This window comes from Glutamicibacter nicotianae, assembly GCF_016907615.1.
Taxonomy (GTDB): domain Bacteria; phylum Actinomycetota; class Actinomycetes; order Actinomycetales; family Micrococcaceae; genus Glutamicibacter; species Glutamicibacter nicotianae.
The window spans coordinates 631,093-647,129 of the sequence record NZ_JAFBCH010000001.1; the positions used below are offsets into that span (position 1 = coordinate 631,093).

At 62.7% G+C, this 16,037-nt stretch carries 14 protein-coding genes; 5 read left to right on the forward strand and 9 right to left on the reverse strand.

The features are described from left to right. Positions 1–59: 59 nt before the first annotated feature. Entirely contained in the window at positions 60–836 is a 777-nt protein-coding gene (locus tag JOE62_RS03150; protein ID WP_204720264.1) for a 3-hydroxyacyl-CoA dehydrogenase, read from the forward strand. A 25-nt stretch (positions 837–861) separates the two neighbouring features. Here JOE62_RS03150 and JOE62_RS03155 read toward each other — a convergent pair whose 3' ends face one another. The 4 genes from JOE62_RS03155 to JOE62_RS16175 all read right to left on the reverse strand — a co-directional run bounded on the left by JOE62_RS03155 (position 862) and on the right by JOE62_RS16175 (position 4,038). Then, positions 862–1,785, reverse strand: coding sequence for a hypothetical protein (locus JOE62_RS03155; protein ID WP_204720265.1), 924 nt, complete (start codon positions 1,783–1,785; stop codon positions 862–864). Between the two features lie 48 nt (positions 1,786–1,833). Further along, positions 1,834–2,850 (reverse strand): pseudouridine synthase, encoded by a 1,017-nt coding sequence (locus JOE62_RS03160; protein ID WP_204723200.1) that lies wholly within the window; start codon positions 2,848–2,850, stop codon positions 1,834–1,836. Positions 2,851–2,902: 52 nt separating this feature from the next. After that, entirely contained in the window at positions 2,903–3,733 is an 831-nt protein-coding gene (locus tag JOE62_RS03165; protein ID WP_204720267.1) for a DNA-formamidopyrimidine glycosylase family protein, read from the reverse strand. Between the two features lie 77 nt (positions 3,734–3,810). Beyond that, complete coding sequence (locus tag JOE62_RS16175) at positions 3,811–4,038, reverse strand: hypothetical protein (RefSeq protein ID WP_239543166.1); 228 nt, start codon at positions 4,036–4,038, stop codon at positions 3,811–3,813. Between JOE62_RS16175 and JOE62_RS16720 the strand changes: the two genes are divergently transcribed. Next, entirely contained in the window at positions 3,937–4,227 is a 291-nt protein-coding gene (locus JOE62_RS16720; protein ID WP_420842188.1) for a MaoC/PaaZ C-terminal domain-containing protein, read from the forward strand. The genes JOE62_RS16175 and JOE62_RS16720 overlap by 102 nt on opposite strands. Before the next feature lie 101 nt (positions 4,228–4,328). Here JOE62_RS16720 and JOE62_RS03175 read toward each other — a convergent pair whose 3' ends face one another. Next, positions 4,329–8,996: an ATP-dependent helicase gene (locus JOE62_RS03175; protein WP_204720271.1), complete on the reverse strand. Its 4,668-nt coding sequence runs from the start codon at positions 8,994–8,996 to the stop codon at positions 4,329–4,331. Positions 8,997–9,707: 711 nt separating this feature from the next. Here JOE62_RS03175 and JOE62_RS03180 point away from each other — a divergent pair. Next, positions 9,708–11,144, forward strand: a complete 1,437-nt coding sequence (locus JOE62_RS03180) for an IS1380 family transposase (RefSeq protein ID WP_204720273.1) — start codon at positions 9,708–9,710, stop codon at positions 11,142–11,144. A 624-nt stretch (positions 11,145–11,768) separates the two neighbouring features. After that, positions 11,769–12,200 carry a hypothetical protein gene (locus tag JOE62_RS03190; RefSeq protein WP_204720276.1) on the forward strand — a complete coding sequence of 144 codons (432 nt, stop codon included), beginning with the start codon at positions 11,769–11,771 and terminating at the stop codon, positions 12,198–12,200. A gap of 813 nt (positions 12,201–13,013) precedes the next feature. Here JOE62_RS03190 and JOE62_RS03195 read toward each other — a convergent pair. The 3 genes from JOE62_RS03195 to JOE62_RS03205 form a co-directional block, all read right to left on the reverse strand. Further along, positions 13,014–13,313 carry a transcriptional regulator gene (locus JOE62_RS03195; protein ID WP_204720278.1) on the reverse strand — a complete coding sequence of 100 codons (300 nt, stop codon included), beginning with the start codon at positions 13,311–13,313 and terminating at the stop codon, positions 13,014–13,016. Next, positions 13,297–13,749, reverse strand: a complete 453-nt coding sequence (locus JOE62_RS03200; protein WP_204720280.1) for a hypothetical protein — start codon at positions 13,747–13,749, stop codon at positions 13,297–13,299. Before JOE62_RS03200 ends, JOE62_RS03195 begins: the two co-directional genes overlap by 17 nt. A gap of 84 nt (positions 13,750–13,833) precedes the next feature. Continuing rightward, positions 13,834–14,292 carry a 23S rRNA (pseudouridine(1915)-N(3))-methyltransferase RlmH gene (locus JOE62_RS03205; RefSeq protein ID WP_204720282.1) on the reverse strand — a complete coding sequence of 153 codons (459 nt, stop codon included), beginning with the start codon at positions 14,290–14,292 and terminating at the stop codon, positions 13,834–13,836. Between the two features lie 63 nt (positions 14,293–14,355). Here JOE62_RS03205 and JOE62_RS03210 point away from each other — a divergent pair, with 63 nt between their 5' ends. Beyond that, complete coding sequence (locus tag JOE62_RS03210) at positions 14,356–15,069, forward strand: phosphatase PAP2 family protein (protein ID WP_204720284.1); 714 nt, start codon at positions 14,356–14,358, stop codon at positions 15,067–15,069. Here JOE62_RS03210 and JOE62_RS03215 read toward each other — a convergent pair. Continuing rightward, complete coding sequence (locus JOE62_RS03215) at positions 15,038–16,009, reverse strand: D-2-hydroxyacid dehydrogenase family protein (RefSeq protein ID WP_204720286.1); 972 nt, start codon at positions 16,007–16,009, stop codon at positions 15,038–15,040. The two genes, JOE62_RS03210 and JOE62_RS03215, sit on opposite strands and share 32 nt — an antisense overlap. Positions 16,010–16,037 lie beyond the last annotated feature (28 nt).

Consider the following 16,037-nt stretch of genomic DNA (forward strand, 5'->3'; position numbering starts at 1 on the left):
CCTGGACGCAACTGGCCAGTAATGTAGATCACAGGTTCATTGTCTACGAAGGAGCAAGCATGCAGTTGCAGGATTCAGTCGTTCTCGTCACCGGCGGCCTATCGGGATTGGGGCGTGCCACGGCGCACACGCTGGCCGCCCAGGCCAAGCACGTGGTGGTGCTCGACCTGCCGCGCGAGGACGGCGATGAAATTGCGGCTGAGATCGGGTCGAATGTCCGGTTCGTGCCTGCCGATGTCACCGACGCGCAGCAGGTGGCCGCCGGCATCGAACGTGCCAAGGAACTGGGCACCCTGCGCGTGCTGGTCAATTGCGCCGGTGTTGCCACCCCGGGAAAGGTGCTGGGCCGTGACGGGGTGCTGCCGCTGGAACGCTTCGCCAAGGTGCTGGACATCAATGTAAACGGCACCTTCAACGTGATCCGCCTAGCCGCAGAAGCGATGGCGCATAGCGAAGCGCTGCACGACGAGCAGGGAACCACCGAACGCGGCGTCATCATCAACACCGCGTCGGTGGCCGCGTTTGACGGGCAGATCGGACAGCCCGCCTACGCGGCATCCAAGGGAGCCGTAGCCGCGATGACCCTTCCCCTGGCTCGCGAGCTGGCAAGCCACCAGATCCGCGTCATGACCATCGCCCCCGGCATTTTCCATACGCCGATGATGGCAGGATTGCCGCAGGCAGCCCAGGACTCGCTCGGTGCCCAGGTGCCGCATCCATCGCGCCTGGGACGTCCGGAAGAATACGCGGCCTTGGTGGAGCATATCGTGGCCAATCCGATGCTCAACGGCGAAACCATTCGCCTTGATGGCGCCATCCGCATGGCACCGCGTTAAGCATTTGTGGCGGGCGTGGCGGAACCTAGAATTCTACGGTTTTGCCGCGCTGCGCACGGTGCTCGGCATGGCTGATTTGGAACCGGCGGTTCTCGGCCATCAGGAACACCAGCAGGGCCATGAAGATCCAGATCGCGCAGACCCACAGCGGCGCCGAATCATTGAGCCAGCCCTGGATGGCGGCAGCAATCATGCAGATTCCGTAGCCGCTGGCCAGCGCATGGCGGCCGCGCTCTGAATGGGCGAAAGCGCCGGCGGCCACCGAGATTCCGGCCGTTATGAGTGCGGCCTGGATTCCGTGCTCGCCGTCATGCCAGCCGGCCGCGGCAAACCACAGCTGCAGGGCGTAAACCATGCTCGCACCTGCAAAGAAGCAGATCGGGGCATCGGTGGCCCAACGCTCTAAGCGGTTGCGCGCAGTATTCTTGTTCAGCTGCAGTACGCCGTACAGGGAGAGCAGCGAAGCGATGGTCGCCAGGATGGCAGCGCCGACGGGCATGAAGCCGGACGCCAGGGTGATGGCGCACGCCATCAACGCTGTTGCCGGGATCGAATAGATGGAAATGATCCGCTGGCGCCGGGCCGACAGCTGGTCGCTGCGCAGCGAGAACGCTGCGCTGAGGACCAGCGCGATGGCAATTGCCGGCCACAGCACCGAGTGCACCAGGCTGGTATCCAGCAAGCTGGCTTGGGCTCGTCCATGCAAACCGGAAGACAACGCCAACGTGGTCAGCAGCAGCAGCAGGCCCGAAGCGCCCAGCAGATATCCGCGTATCTTGTCGAAGGGCTCCACCACAGGGTTGGGGCGATGATCCGGTGGTGCATAGGGCAACTCGAAGGAGGTCCGTTCGCTGGCCGATGCCATGGCGGAACGGGCCGAGGCCACGAGGGAATCAAGTTGCGGGGTCGACTCGTGTTCGGCCATCTTGCCTTCATCCTTATGGGTCACGGGATATTAGGCACCAGCTTAGGCCAGTTCCTCCCACATGAGAAGGGGTTATTGAGCTGAAGGGGCTTCCGTTAGCCGTTGTTCACTGCTGAAGCTGCGTTCGGCGCCGGTCAACGGATCGGTGAAGGAAATAGTGTGCGCCAGCAGCTGCAGCGGGCGCCGGTAGTCATCAGGAGCCAGATCCCACAGCCGTGGATAGAACGCATCATTGATGATGCCCAGGCCCAAGGAAGCCAAGTGGATCCGCAGCTGATGGGTCTTGCCCGAATGCGGTTCCAGATCCATCAAGGCAACCTCGGTCCCGGAATGGAAACCATGGCTGGTTCCAATGGTCTCGACGTTGATCAGTGTCTGCGCGTTCGGCTCGCCTTCTTCCACAATTGAACGCAGCTGGCCCTTGACCTTGGACATCCGGTTCTCGAAGACAAGCGGCATGCGCTGCAGCAGATCACGCAGTTCTGTTTCGGTTTTGACCTGCGAATGCCCGCCGTTGGGTTGCAGCACCCGTCCGGTTTCCAGGCCTTCACCGGGTTGCAGGGCGACGACCGCCTTGTAGCGTTTGGCAATCTCCCGGCGCTCGAAAAGCATCTGGTAGGCACCCCGGGTCTGCGGATTCACCGCGAAAAGAATGACGCCGGCGGTGGCGCGGTCCAGCCGGTGCATCGGCACCAGGTCGTCGATGCCGGTCTGGTTGCGCAAGCGCACCAGCGCGGATTCCTGGATGAAGCGTCCACCGGGTGTGGTGGGGAGGAAGTGCGGCTTGTCCACGACCAGCAGGTGCTCGTCCTGGTGCAGGATTCTGGCCTCGAAGGGGATCGGGGTTTCTTCCGGCAAGGAGCGGTAGTACCAAATGAATTCATGCTCGCCCAGGGGAGTCTGGCGGGTGAGCGGAGTGCCGCCCAGGCCAACGATCTGCTGCTCATCGAAGCGGCGCAGAATGCCCTCGGGATCGACATGGCCAAAGCGTTCGAGCAGATAATCGGCGACAGTTGCCCATGAACCGGTCCGCGGGAGTCGAAGCCGAGTTGCATTGACGCCGTTACGAACGGGAAGCGGGGATTCCATAGCCATATCGGCTATTCTCCCATCTTTGCCGGGAGCACGCTGATCCGCGGCCTCAGCTGCGCGGTGCCGGCTGGCAGGACGGGCAAACGTAGCAGTCGCGTTCCAGCCCTGCGTCGTCGGCGGCGATCTTCAATACCTGGATTGTGGTGCCGCAGCGCGGGCAGGGCTTGCCGGCCCGCCCATACACCCAATAGGGTTCGCGGGTGCGCGCCAGGCCGGTGGTGACCCGGCGCGGACGGTCCTTGTTGACCTCCAGCAGGCGCCGGGACATCTCGATGGCCCTTTCCAGGCCCACTACCTGCCCCACCGGCGTCAGCGGATGCAGCCGGGTGAGGAACAGGACCTCGCTGCGGTAGATGTTGCCGACTCCGGCCATCAGCCGCTGATCCAGCAGCGCCTCGCCGATCCCGCGCTGCGGCTGGGCGCGGAAGTTCGCCGCCGCCTGCTGCGCATCCCAATCCGCGCCGAGCAGGTCCGGACCCAGATGGCCTACCAGTTCCTGCTCATCGGCCGTGGGCACGAGCTTGACCTGGGCGATGTCGAAGCCGACCGCGGTGATCTCGGCGAAGTGCAGCACCACCCGGGCGGTGTGCGCGGCGCGCTTGAAGCGGTCGCCAGCGCCGTAGAGATCCCAGCGTCCCTCCATCAGCAGGTGCGAATGCAGGGTCAGTGGAGGATGGTTGAAGGCAGGGTCTGGGTCCGCGGGCGGATGCAGGCGCACCAGCAGGTGCTTGCCGCGCGGGACCACTTCGGACACCATGTACCCGGCCAGGTCCACGGTGGACAGCGACGGAACCCGGAAGTCCGAGCGAACGATGGTTTTTCCGGCCAGCGCGCGGTGCAGCCGCGCGGTGGCCCGGTAGACGGAATCTCCTTCTGGCATGCGTCCTCCCTAGAATCAATCCAGGAACCCATCGTACGGTGCAGCCGTAACGAGGCGCAGTTCGTCGCGGCCGTGGCCTACGCTGGGCGGATGACAGTGCAGCAAAAGAGCAGATCAATCCAACCGAACCGACCGTCTATGCCGAGAATCTGGCAGTCGGGGACGTAGTCGATTTGAGCTCGTACAAGATGACCGCGGAGGATCTGCACGAATTCGCCGTGCAGTGGGATCCGCAGCGGTTCCACATCGACGAGGAGTTTGCGCAGCAGGGTCACTTCGGCGGCATTATCGCCAGCGGCATCCACTCGTTGGCGATCCTTCCAGCGCCTGGCAGTGCTGGGAGCCTGCCGGCACTGGTGGGTAGTGGCCGGAAGGGCGATGGAGAAGATCCAGTTCCATGCTCCGGTGCGTCCCGGCATGGAACTGCACGGGCAACTGGAAATCACCGATATCCAGTTCAAGCGCGAGGACCGGGCCCTGGTCACTCTGCATAGCTCGCTCGGCTGCGATGGGCAGGTTCTCTTCGAGGTCACCAATGCTGTCTGGATCTGGGGCAGGGCGCGCAAGTAGCGCCGGTGCTTGCCTGCGCTGCGGCTTAGCGCCGGAAGCGGATCCCCTGCGGGGTGGAATAGAATCCGGCCGCCAGCAGCGCGTGGGCGAGGGGGTGCTCAAGGACCGGCTCGCCGTTGACCGTGGCAATGGCCAGCTTGTCCACTGTCGCGGTGCGCAGCACGGCCACCAGATTTCCTGCCAGCAACCGCCATGACTCTTCGCTTGGCTCGCCGAAAGCGAGCACGGTGCGCCCGCCGCGTTCCAGGTAGAGCGCCAATTCTCCGTCCAGCAGACCCACGATCGCCCCGGCCTTGCGCCCCGGGCGGTGCCCGGTCTGCGTGGCCGGCCATGGCAGGGCCGCGCCGTAGGGGTTGGCCGGGTCCGTGGAGGCGAGCACCACAGCCTGCGGCTGGCGCTGCGGGTCATCGGGCTGGGTGAAGGTGCGCAGCCGGTCGATGGTGTTGGCGGTGGAGAACTGCGCGGCGCCGAGCTTCTCGATGAAGTAGCCGCGGCGGGCATGGCCCGCCTCTTCCAGCTTGGACAGCACCCGGTAGAGCTGGCCGAAGCCGCCGGGCACGGATTCGGCGGCCACCGAACCGCGGGTGAGCACCCCGTAGCGTTCAAGCATGATTTCCGCGGTTGCATGCGCTGCGATGGTCGGGTCCAGCGCAGGGGCGGGCAGCAGCGACCAGCGGGCCGAGCCGCGGGTGTTGCGTGCCAGCTGTCCGGCCGCCTGTTCCCGAGCCAGTCGGGTAAGCCCGGAGAGCCTATTCAGCCGGGCGGCACGGGCACGCGGCGCCGGCTTGGCGATCTTGTGCGCGGTGGTGCCGCCAGCCAGGTAGCCGCGCACCGGAGCGAGGGTGTCGGGGGAGATGAACCCCGCCCAGAACAGCTGCCAGCAGGCCTCGGTGATCTCCTGCTCGGTGGGCGGCAGCCCTTCTTCCGGGTGCAGCCGGGCGGCGAGTTCCTGCACGAAGTAGGCCCCGGTGGCATCGAAGGAATCAAGCACCCGGCGGGCCAGCGAATCCAGCTGGGACATGTCAGGGGCTGGCAGGCTCAGCGAGGCGAACTCGGCGGTGTGCAACGAAAGCCAGCCGTCCTTGCCGCCGGCGGTCCCGGCCCCGCAGATCAGCACGTCCCCGCTGCTGGTCAGCTCATCAAGCCACGATGCCTGGTAGCCGTGCAGCCTGGCGGGCAGGATGAATGATTCCAGCGCCGAGGCAGGAACTTCAACCCCCGCCAGCTGGGTCAGCACCTCGTAGAGCCCATCGCTGCCTTCCAGCCGGGAGCCCACCTGCTGCCAGGCGGGCAGGAACCGTCCGAACGTTGGCTGGTCCACCGGCTCCACCTCGGCGCGCAGCGCGGCCAGCGAACGGGTGCGGATGGTGCGCAGCACCGAAACATCGCAGTATTCATCCCCGCTGATTCCAGGCGGGATCAGCTCCACCGGACGGAACGCGCCCAGCGACAGGCGGCCGGCGGCCACCAGCTGGTCGAGCACCGGGCGCAGCACCGCGACGCCCAGGCCCAGTGCGGCGGACAGCTCGGAGAGCGTGAACGGGGCGTGGGTGCGGGCGAAGCGGGACACCAGGTCCTCAATTGGCTGGGCCGCCGGTTCGAGGAAGGCGGTGGGGATGCCGGTGGGCAGCGGGGTGCCCAGGGCATCGCGCAGCTTGCCCGCGTCCTCGATGGCCGCATAGGCCAGCTGCCCGGTGACCCGCAGGGTGAAGGCGCGGCGGGTGGCCACGAGGGATTCGGCATGGGCCCGGGCGGTCTCGGCATCAAGGGCTTCCTGCTCATCCTCCGTTGAGCGCAGGCGCTGAGCCAGTTGCTCTGCACTCAGCGGGCCGAGCAGGCGCAGCAGGTCCGCGGCGCCCTCCATCCCGGATAGCCGGCGGTTCGGTGCCAGGTGCTGCAGCTGCTGTTCAAGGGTGGCGATGACCTGCGGGTCGAGGATTTCGCGCACATCGTTGCGGCCCAGCAGTTCGCCGAGCAGGACCGGGTCCAGGCTCAGCGCGGCGGCGCGCCGTTCGGCCAGCGGGGCATCGGTTTCATAGAGGAACTGGGCCACGTAGCCGAAGAGCAGCGACTGGGCGAAGGGCGAGGGAAGCTCGGTGGTGACCTCCACCAGCCGGATGGCGCGGGAGGAGACCTGGCCCAGGATCTCGGTCAGGGCCGGCAGGTCGTACACGTCGTTAAGGCACTCGCGCACGGTCTCCAGGATAATCGGGAAATCCGGGTAGTTGCGCGCCACATCCAGCAGCTGGCTGGCCCGCTGGCGCTGCTGCCACAGCGGGGTGCGCTTGGTCGGGTTGATGCGCGGCAGCAGTAGGGCGCGGGCCGCGCATTCGCGGAATCGCGCGGCGAACAGCGCCGAGTTGGCCACCTGCGAGGTGACCACGTCCACGATCTCATCGGCTTCGAAGGCGAAGAGGTCGGCACCCGGCGGCTCATCGTCCATGGCCGGGATACGCAGAACGATCCCGTCATCGGAGGCCATCGCAGAGGCATCCAGGCCCCAGCGTTCGCGCACGCGCGCCCCGATGGCCAACGCCCATGGGGCGTGCACCGCCAGGCCGAAGGGCGAATGCAGGATCACCCGCCAGTCGCCCAGCTCATCGTGGAAGCGTTCCACTACGAAGTTCTGGTGGTTGGGCACCTGCCCGGTGGCCTGGCGCTGCTCGCCCAGGTAGTTGAGCAGGTTTTCGGCCGCGAAGGGATCCAGCCCGTGCTCGCGCAGCGCGGCGGCGGATTCGCTGTGCTCGCCGGCCAGCAGCCCGGTAGTGAATTCGCCCAGCGCCGCTCCGAGTTCCACCGGGCGGCCCAGACCGTCGCCGTGCCAGAAGGGCAGCTTGCCGGGCTGGCCGAAGGCCGGGGTGACCAGCACCCTGTCGTGGGTGATGTCCTCGATGCGCCAGCTGGTGGCGCCCAGCGCGAACACGTCGCCCACGCGGGACTCGTAGACCATTTCCTCGTCCAGTTCGCCCACCCGCTTGGGGGCCTTGTCATCCTCGGATCCCGCAAGGAAGACGCCGAACAGCCCGCGGTCCGGGATGGTGCCACCGGAAATCACCGCGAGGCGCTGGGCGCCGGGGCGGGCGCTGAGCACTCCGGCATCGCGGTCCCAGATCAGCCGCGGCTTGAGGGTGGCGAACTCGTCCGACGGGTATTTGCCCGCCATCATGTCCAAGGTCGCCAGGTACACGCTGCGCGGCAGCTGCTGGTAGGGCGCGGCCCTGCGCACGGTGTCGTACCAGGCTTCGACCTCAAGGTCCTCCATGGCCACCGCGGCCAGGGTCTGCTGGGCCAGGACATCGAGCGGGTTGGCCGGGATGACCATTTTCTCGATCTTGCCTTCGCGCATGCGGGTGACCACCAGCGCGGTGGAGAGCAGGTCCGCGCGGTGCTTGGGGAAGAAGATTCCTTGGGAGACCGAGCCGACCTGGTGCCCGGCACGGCCCACGCGCTGCAGCCCGGAAGAGACCGAATTGGGGGATTCGACCTGGATCACCAGATCCACCAGGCCCATGTCGATGCCCAGTTCCAGCGAGCTGGTGGCCACCACGGCGCGCAGCTTGCCCAGCTTCAGGTCTTCTTCGATCTGAGCGCGGGCATCCTTGGAGACCGAGCCGTGGTGGGCCCGGGCCAGCAGGGGCGCCTCTGGGTTCGAGGCGGCGGTGGACCCGGCCTGCGCCATCAGCACTGCCGGGGTGGACGTGGAAGTATCCTCGGCGCTGAACCCCTCGCGTTCGGCATAGATCTCGTTCAGCCGCCCGGTCAGGCGTTCGGCCAAACGCCGGGAGTTGGCGAAGATGATCGTGGAGCGGTTCTCCAGCACCAGATCCACCAACTGGTTTTCCACGTGCGGCCAGATGCTGGCCGAGGCAGCCGGGGATGAACCGGGTCCCAGATCGTGGGCGCCGGCCGCCGACGGCAAGTCGGTCATGTCCTCGACCGGGACCCGCACCGCAAGTTCCCACTTCTTGGTGGATTTCGGGCGCACGATATTCACCGGTGCCGAGCCTGCCAGGAACCGGGCGACTTCTTCGGGCGGTTCCACCGTGGCCGAGAGCCCGATGCGCTGGGCCGGGGTAGCAAGCATCGCGTCGAGCCGCTCCAGAGACAGGGCCAGGTGGGTGCCGCGCTTGGTGTTGGCGATGGCGTGGACCTCGTCGATGATGACCGTATGCACCTGGGCTAAGGTTTTGCGGGCCTGGCTGGTGAGCATCAGGTACAGCGACTCGGGCGTGGTGATCAGGATGTCGGGTGGGTCCTTGAGCAGCTTGCGCCGGTCATTGGCCGGGGTGTCTCCGGAGCGCACGCCCACGGTGACCGATGGCTGGGAGAGCCCCATTTCGTGTGCGGTGGAGCGGATACCGGCCAGCGGGGAGCGCAGGTTGCGCTCCACGTCCACGCCCAGAGCTTTCAGCGGGGATATATAGAGGACCTTGGTTCCGGTGCCTGCCGGGTGGTCCGCATCGGATTCCATTCCGGGCAGCGCTGGCGCGTCGAGTTCCGCATGATGCAGCCGGTCCAGGGCCCAGAGGAACGCGGCCAGGGTCTTGCCAGAACCGGTGGGAGCGATGACCAGGGTGTGCTTCCCGTCGGAGATGGATTCCCAGGCGCCGCTCTGCGCCACCGTGGGCGCTGAGAAAACGTCGGTGAACCACTTGCGGGTGGCCGCACCAAACCGGGAAAGCACATCACTCATGGAATCGATACTACGTTCTGGACTCGACAGTTTGGGGACTTCAATAGTTCAACGGAATACGGTGCAAGTACGCCGTGTGGCTGAATGTGCACAGTGTTATTTTGTAGTCTTACTGGCCCCGCACCTGAATGATATCGTGCGGAAAGTTAACGGCGACATTTCGCGGAATGAAGCTGAATTTTGCTTCCTTCGCCTGAATCCCACGGTCGATCGTCCACGTCACCATGAAAGAACCTTCCACTCATCGACTGATATCGAAGCATGCGTCTAGAATCGTTTCTGCGTCATAATCATCCATTTAGGCGAAAGTTTTCCAAAGGTTTGACTAGTGTAATTTTATTCGCCCATCTAGTTAAACTGAATGAATTGGAGATCCTCTGTGTCGATACGACGCTTCTTCCGCATGCTGCTCGGGGTAGTCGTGAGCATGAGCCTAGCAATAGCTATTGCACCTGTTGCCTCAGCTCATGCGTCTGCTATTCAAGGGGGTGTAGAAGCGCCTTCAGGGAATACGGATCTAAACGCACGAGCTTCAGAGAGTTATTCTAGTGCAGCTTTCGATGCTCGTGCGGTCGCAAATATTTCATCTAACCCGGGTATTTCATGAAGACAGCAGTCATTAACTGACTTAAAAGAAGAAAAGGTGACCTGAACTGGAAAAATAGGAGTTGTCGAAGCTCTAAATCACCAGATCGAAGGATCACCTTTTCAATGCACCATTCTACCCACGTTTTCCCTGCCCTCCCGACCCAACTCACCGGCCAAACCCTCGTCTCCCATGCTGGCCTGTCAGTGCTCAGCAACTTCCTGAACGCACTGGACTTCCAACGGGTCTGCGAAGACCGTTTCTCCCAGTTCGCACCAGCCACCGCAGCCCACCGGCCAGGAAGAATCCTCGGAGCACTGGCGCTCTCGTTGGCCGCCGGCGGCGAACAAGCCACTGACATTGACCAGCTGCGCGCCGCACCAGGACTCTTCGGCCCAGTGGCGTCTGATGCCACGGTCAGCCGGTTCATGAGCCGGATCAAGGAGCAACCAGACGCTTTCGCCTATGGCTTCGCCACCATGACCCGGACCCTGCGCTCCAAAGTTTGGGCCGCGTCCGGGCCACGGAATCCTGCCCGGCTGGCTACGCCAGCTGATCCTCTGATCATCGACATCGATGCCTCCTTAGTGCACGTCCACTCCGAAAAAGAATTCAGCGCAGGAACGTATAAAGGCGGGTACGGGTTCTCGCCCATGATTGCCATGGCCGACTACGGAAAGACGAATGGGACTGGTGAAGTCCTCGCCGTGCACCTGCGCCCGGGCAATCGGGGAGCGAATTCCGCGGCCTCGCATATCGAGGTGCTCAACCAAGCGTTGGCGCAGCTGCCTGATGATTTCTATGACGAGCGCGGAAACCTGCGTGGTGAGAAGATCCTGGTCCGTACCGATAGTGCCGGTTCGTCCCGGGAGTTTTTGCACTACCTGGATTCGTTGGGGATCCAGTTCTCCACCTCGTACTCGTTACCCGTCATCAAGGAACGGTTCATCCGGTGGATCGATGAGAAGAAATACTGGGAACCAGCGCTGAACGCTGGCGGGGATCAGCGTGATGATGCGTGGGTGATCGACGCGAGCAAGGTGATCGAGTTGAAGGACTACCCTGCGGGGACAAGGATCTATTTGCGGGCTGAGCCGTTGCATCCTGGGGCGAAGGCGACCTTGTTCGATACGGACGGGAACAGGGTGACCGCATTCTTGACCAACAGCCCGCGATTCAATGTGGCGTTCCTCGATACCCGGCACCGGGCGCGTGGCCGGTGCGAGAACCGGATCAAGACGCTGAAGAGCACGGGGTTGGGCAAGCTGCCGTATTGGTCTTTCGCCTCGAACCAGGCGTGGGCGGTCCTGGCGATGCTCGCACTGAATCTGGTGGCCTGGCTGCAACTGGCCGTGCTGCCTGGTGGCCATGAGGATTCGGTCTGGGATGTGAAGCGGTGGCGGTACCGGCTGTTTTCAATGGCAGGGAAAGTCGTCTCTGGCGGCCGGCAACGCCGGCTTCTGATCCCTGAGAAGGCGCCTGAAGCGCGGCTGTTATGCCAGTTGCACGAGGGCATCGGTGCGTTGTTCCAGCGGTGGCGGCACGGCGAGCTGGCCGCCTGAACTGGTGGTTGCCCTGTTGCTTCTTTGATTTCGAAAGGTCATTACAACCCAGGTCGGTGGAGCCTGGCACCCAGCGCTGGTGGTTCGGCGCTCTTTGGCGTGGGCAGAAGCGCAGACGGCCTCCGAAAATCACTGGGTAGTGGATTTCGATGGCCGTCGGAGCTCGGATGAAAAATCTGGGCTAAAAGCACGCTAATTTCCGAATCAGGTAAGTCTGAACTGAGGAAACCAAGCGGAACGAAGGAATCGAATCTGGGGCAACCAGCCCTTGCCCCCCGTCATTGCGTGGGTGCTTCGCCTGGTAATCCAGAGAGGCATTCCATACGCAATCAAACTTGCGGGGCGTACAGCATTACAAAAGGCTTTCCGACAAGATCTACTTGCGCAAAACAATAATAGGTGGCATCACATTTTCCTCACGAGGCACAAATGGAGCAAGGTGGGAGCCCAAGGCAATCGTTCGAAAACGGCTGACCTGCTTTCGAAAGCCGCGGCTAGGGGGAAGCTCCACAAAAATAACAAGAAAGTACAAGAGTATCGCTGGGTGTACAAAGGAAAGACAATCGTGGCTACAGTTTCGAAGAAAACCGGCCAGATCTCTGACGGATGGGTGAAGTGAGAATAATGGACGCAAAGTTTCTGGAAGCGATAGAAGCCGGACGAATCGATGAGACAGTCGCTACTGCGGTTTCGTGGCAACCCGATGCACTGCTGGAGACTCTCGATTACAGGAGAATAAGTAACGACGCGCAGCCCTATTGGGAATTTGCGAAAGCTTGGATCGCGGCTGCAGGAAGCCTCGATAAGCCCATCATTGCCAGATGGGTTGTCGACATTGCATTGGGTGAATTCGCGTACTTGGAAATCCAGGCCGAAGCAGCTGACCTGCTGGTGAAATCGGTTCGGGAGGCCAAGGATTACCTTGCGAGCTTGATCGAAGACGTTTCGGTGCTTTCTGATAATCCCGATGCCGGTTTGTCCAAACGACAAGTTCAAGAGCTGAAGGATACTGCGTTGTTGCTTACTCAACTGTCCATTCCGGGTGCCAACCATTAGAGCAGCCGCGTCGAGAATTTCCAGGAGCAGCTTCGTGCCCTTGCTGGGTATCGAGGCTGTTCTTTCATTAGTTGAACAGCTGTGAGTATTGAGATGGCTGGTCTGGGACTAGCTGGCAGGATAAGAACCAGCCGCACCATCCCTGGATGTGACTCATTAAACGGCTGACCCGAAAGGCGTCTTTCCTTCGACTTGTCAATCGGGCAAGGCGTCTTAGCATTGCTGTATGACGATCCCTCGCTCTTTGGCAAGCTGGATACCATCGATGAACAGCGCCAGAAAGTGCCGATATGATCCTGAGCGATGAGAATCTACCGCGGGTGCACTACTAAATTTTGCGGTGCTTAGCACGGACCAGATGAGCGGTTTAGCGCTCGCCTAAATCTCCGTGCGTGATTTCGCGAGGGATTGCCCGACTTATAGACCGCATCAATAGGCGTGCAAAATCCGCAGGAGGATCCGAAGGCTCCTAGCAATTGTCTTTGTAGCGAGTCCCCAGTTCCACGGACTGATCCCGGTCTTGATAGTCGACATGATATCCGCGGATCCAGCTAAGGCTGGAATGCCCAAACCGTTCAAAACTACAAACTTTGCAAACTCCGTTGCGCCGTAAGGCTGTATTGTCTTCCCAAGAGTGATCAGTTTGAGAGCGATGGCCCAATGAAACCCTGCTCAAACATTGACAAGGTTTCACCATACCAATGGTTATTGGAATAAGCATTGGTATGGAGAATCTTTGCCAACGATTGTCGAAGCCATAGCTATGGCCCGGGTGCGACGGTGTCGTTTCACATGCGCAGCGCGCGAGAATTCTTATCCTGCGGTAATTTCACGAAGGGCTGCGACGTGGCCAACGTATGCTCTGCGGCCTGCCTTCGTCAGCGAAACGCGCACATGGCTGCGGCCCAGCTTGGTGAATCGCTCGATGCCGACATATTCGGCATCGGCGAGCTGCTTGAGGTGCTTGCTCAGAACCGAGTCGGCGACATCGAGGAGACCGCGAAGGTGCGCGAATTCAGCCCACTGAACCGGAGCCAGGCTGGCACAGATGCGCAGCCGCAATGGAGCGTGGATTAATTCGTCGAACCGGGCGTCGCTAGACGACTTGGTCATTGCCGTCCTCCAGGCGCGCCATGTTGTAGGCAGCTTGCATCTTGGCCACCAAGAACATGCAGGATATAAAGGTGACAAGAATCTTCGCCACAACTTCCTCTGCCTGTGCCGCTTCCCAAAGCCTCAGGCAATTGACCAGCAGGATGCCGAGGAAGAAATATCCTGCATAGGCGCCCGCCAGCAGGCTCGGGGTATCGGCCAATGTCCGTGGCTTTGCGCGACGGCGCCGGGCCAGCACGTACCAAAGGATCAACGGTATATACAGCAGTGCTGTCCAAAAAGCCTGGGGTGGGTAAGCCTGGAACAACGTAAGGACTACGGCCGAGACTGCGACCAAGGTGGTGGTGAAGCCGCGAGGACTCCCGGAATTCTGGACCATCTGCTGTGAGTCCTGCTCGGCAGATTGCAGCAGCTTGGCCGCGTGCTGTCCGTCCATGAAATCGCCTGATGAAGCCATGAATTACTCACTTTCCGTCACGGAAAGTCTCGCATGTCCATGTCAGAAAATCAAGGGATTGGCTTAAATGTGGTGGTACTTGCCGCCGGCCAGGATGTCCTGCGCCCGGTAGAGCTGCTCGGTGAGGATCAAGCGCACCAGCTGGTGCGGAAAGACCAGCTTGGACAGCGACCAGATGAAGTTGGCGCGGGCATGCACCGTGGGATCCACGCCGTAGGCGCCGCCGATGATGATCACCACATTGCGCGAGGAATCGATCGGTGTGCGCAGGGTGTTGGCCAGCGCGGGGGAGTCCACGTTCTTCCCTCGTTCATCGAGCAGCACCACGAAGTCGCGGTCATCGATCTTGGCCAGGATGCGTCCGGATTCCTCGCTGCGGGCCGCGTCGTTCTCGCGCGAGGAGTGGCTCAGCAGCAGCCAGGACAGGTCGAAGGGCTTCTTCAGCCGCTTCTCATAGCGGGAAATTCCCTCGTCCACCCAGGACTCGTGTTTCTTGCCAACTGCCAGCACCTTGATCGTCATGCTTCCATTGTTCCGCATCCGTCGGGTTCAGTGCTTCGCGCCCATCCCGATACGATGGAAACCATGAGATCCTCTTGGTACTTCCGGCACGGCCAGCGTCCTGGCGGCGCACAGGTGCTGTGGATCATTTTCGGGCTGGTCGTCGCCATGTTCTACTTCACCCGCAGGGTGCTGGTGTCCCTGCATGCGGGCGGATGGGCCAAGGACCTGGACGCCCCGGCGTACCAATGGGCGCTGGAGCACCAGTCGCCGTTCCTGTTCGCGGTCTCCGACTTCCTATACTTCTGGGGATCCACCCCGGGAATGACCATGATCATGCTGGTGATCACCGGGCTGCTGTGCTGGAAAACGCGCAGCGCGTGGCCGCTGGCGGCTGTCGCGTTCACGGCATTGGTCTCGGTGCTGCTGACCGTCATCCTCAAGGCCAACCTCCAGGTGCCGCGTCCCCAAGGCATCCCCGGGGGACCTGCGCCGCCTGAATCCTATTCATTCCCCAGTGGGCACACGCTGAACTCGGCGGCGCTGATCGGCATCGCCAGCTACCTGGCAATCATCTACGGGCTGCGCCGCTACGCGTACCTTATCGCCATCATCGCGGCGCTATTCGTGCTGGCGATGGGCGCCTCGCGCATCTACATCGGGCACCATTGGGTTTCGGATGTGCTGGTGGGACTGCTGATCGGGGCCGCCTGGGCCGCCGTGGTGGCAATCCTGCACTACTTCTTCGTGCCGCGGCCCGCAGCTACTAGGCCAGCACGCGGATCGGCGCGCCGCTAGCCCATGCGCGGAGATCTTCGACCGCATCGCGGTAGAACATCTCGAACTGCTCGATGGTCACGTAGCCGATATGCGGGGTGGCAATCACGCCTCTGGTGTTCGCCAGCCGGTCCTGGGCCGGCAGCGGTTCCACATCGAAGACATCCACCGCGGCCAGATGCAGCTGGTTTCTTTCCAACGCGTCGATGAGCGCGCCGGTCTGCACGATCCGGCTGCGCGAGGTGTTGACCAGGATGGAATCAGGCCGCATCCAAGCCAGCTGCTTCGGGCCGATGACCCCGGTGCTGCGCTCGGAGAGCTTCAGGTGCACGGACACGATGTCGCTGGTGGAAAACAGTTCGGCCTCCGAGACCAGCTCCACGCCCACTTCGGCGGCGCGCTCCTTGGTGAGGTTCTGGCTGTAGGCAATGACCCGCATGCCGAAGGCCAAGCCCACCTTCGCCACCCTCGACCCCAGATTTCCCAGGCCGTAGACGCCCAGGGTCTTGCCGGACAGGCCCATCCCCAACGTGGTCTGCCAGCCCGAGTCGGCCGCCAGCGGGCGGTCCGCGGAAAACAGTTCCACATCCAGTCGGCGCGCGGCGGAAAGAATCAGCGCCCAGGTGTGCTCAGCGGCATCGGTGGCCACATAGCCGGTGTGGCTGACCACGATACCCCGGTCCTGTGCAGCCTGCAGGTCAATGGATCCGTTGCGGCGACCGGTGGTGACCAGCAGCTTCAGGTTGGGCAAGGCATTCAGCCGGGCGGCCGGAAAAGGCGTGCGCTCGCGCATGGCGACAATGGCGTCGAAGGGCAGCAATGCCTCGATGACAGTGTGGTCCTCATGGCCCAGGTGCTCGGTGAAGACGGTGATCTCGGCGTCCAGCTCGGCGGCGAGGCCATCGAAACCGGCCAGCGAGCGGGCCACGCTGTGGTAATCATCAAGGATTGCAATGCGCATGGCTTCATCCTAGGCATCTGCGGTCACT

Coding starts and splice junctions, on each gene's coding strand:
- JOE62_RS03160 (WP_204723200.1), bottom strand. CDS start 2,850: ATGGAATCCCCGCTTCCCGTTCGTAACGGCGTCAATGCAACTCGGCTT.
- JOE62_RS03195 (WP_204720278.1), bottom strand. CDS start 13,313: ATGACCAAGTCGTCTAGCGACGCCCGGTTCGACGAATTAATCCACGCT.
- JOE62_RS03200 (WP_204720280.1), bottom strand. CDS start 13,749: ATGGACGGACAGCACGCGGCCAAGCTGCTGCAATCTGCCGAGCAGGAC.
- JOE62_RS03190 (WP_204720276.1), top strand. CDS start 11,769: ATGGACGCAAAGTTTCTGGAAGCGATAGAAGCCGGACGAATCGATGAG.
- JOE62_RS03150 (WP_204720264.1), top strand. CDS start 60: ATGCAGTTGCAGGATTCAGTCGTTCTCGTCACCGGCGGCCTATCGGGA.
- JOE62_RS03175 (WP_204720271.1), bottom strand. CDS start 8,996: ATGAGTGATGTGCTTTCCCGGTTTGGTGCGGCCACCCGCAAGTGGTTC.
- JOE62_RS03205 (WP_204720282.1), bottom strand. CDS start 14,292: ATGACGATCAAGGTGCTGGCAGTTGGCAAGAAACACGAGTCCTGGGTG.
- JOE62_RS03215 (WP_204720286.1), bottom strand. CDS start 16,009: ATGCGCATTGCAATCCTTGATGATTACCACAGCGTGGCCCGCTCGCTG.
- JOE62_RS03165 (WP_204720267.1), bottom strand. CDS start 3,733: ATGCCAGAAGGAGATTCCGTCTACCGGGCCACCGCGCGGCTGCACCGC.
- JOE62_RS03180 (WP_204720273.1), top strand. CDS start 9,708: ATGCACCATTCTACCCACGTTTTCCCTGCCCTCCCGACCCAACTCACC.
- JOE62_RS03210 (WP_204720284.1), top strand. CDS start 14,356: ATGAGATCCTCTTGGTACTTCCGGCACGGCCAGCGTCCTGGCGGCGCA.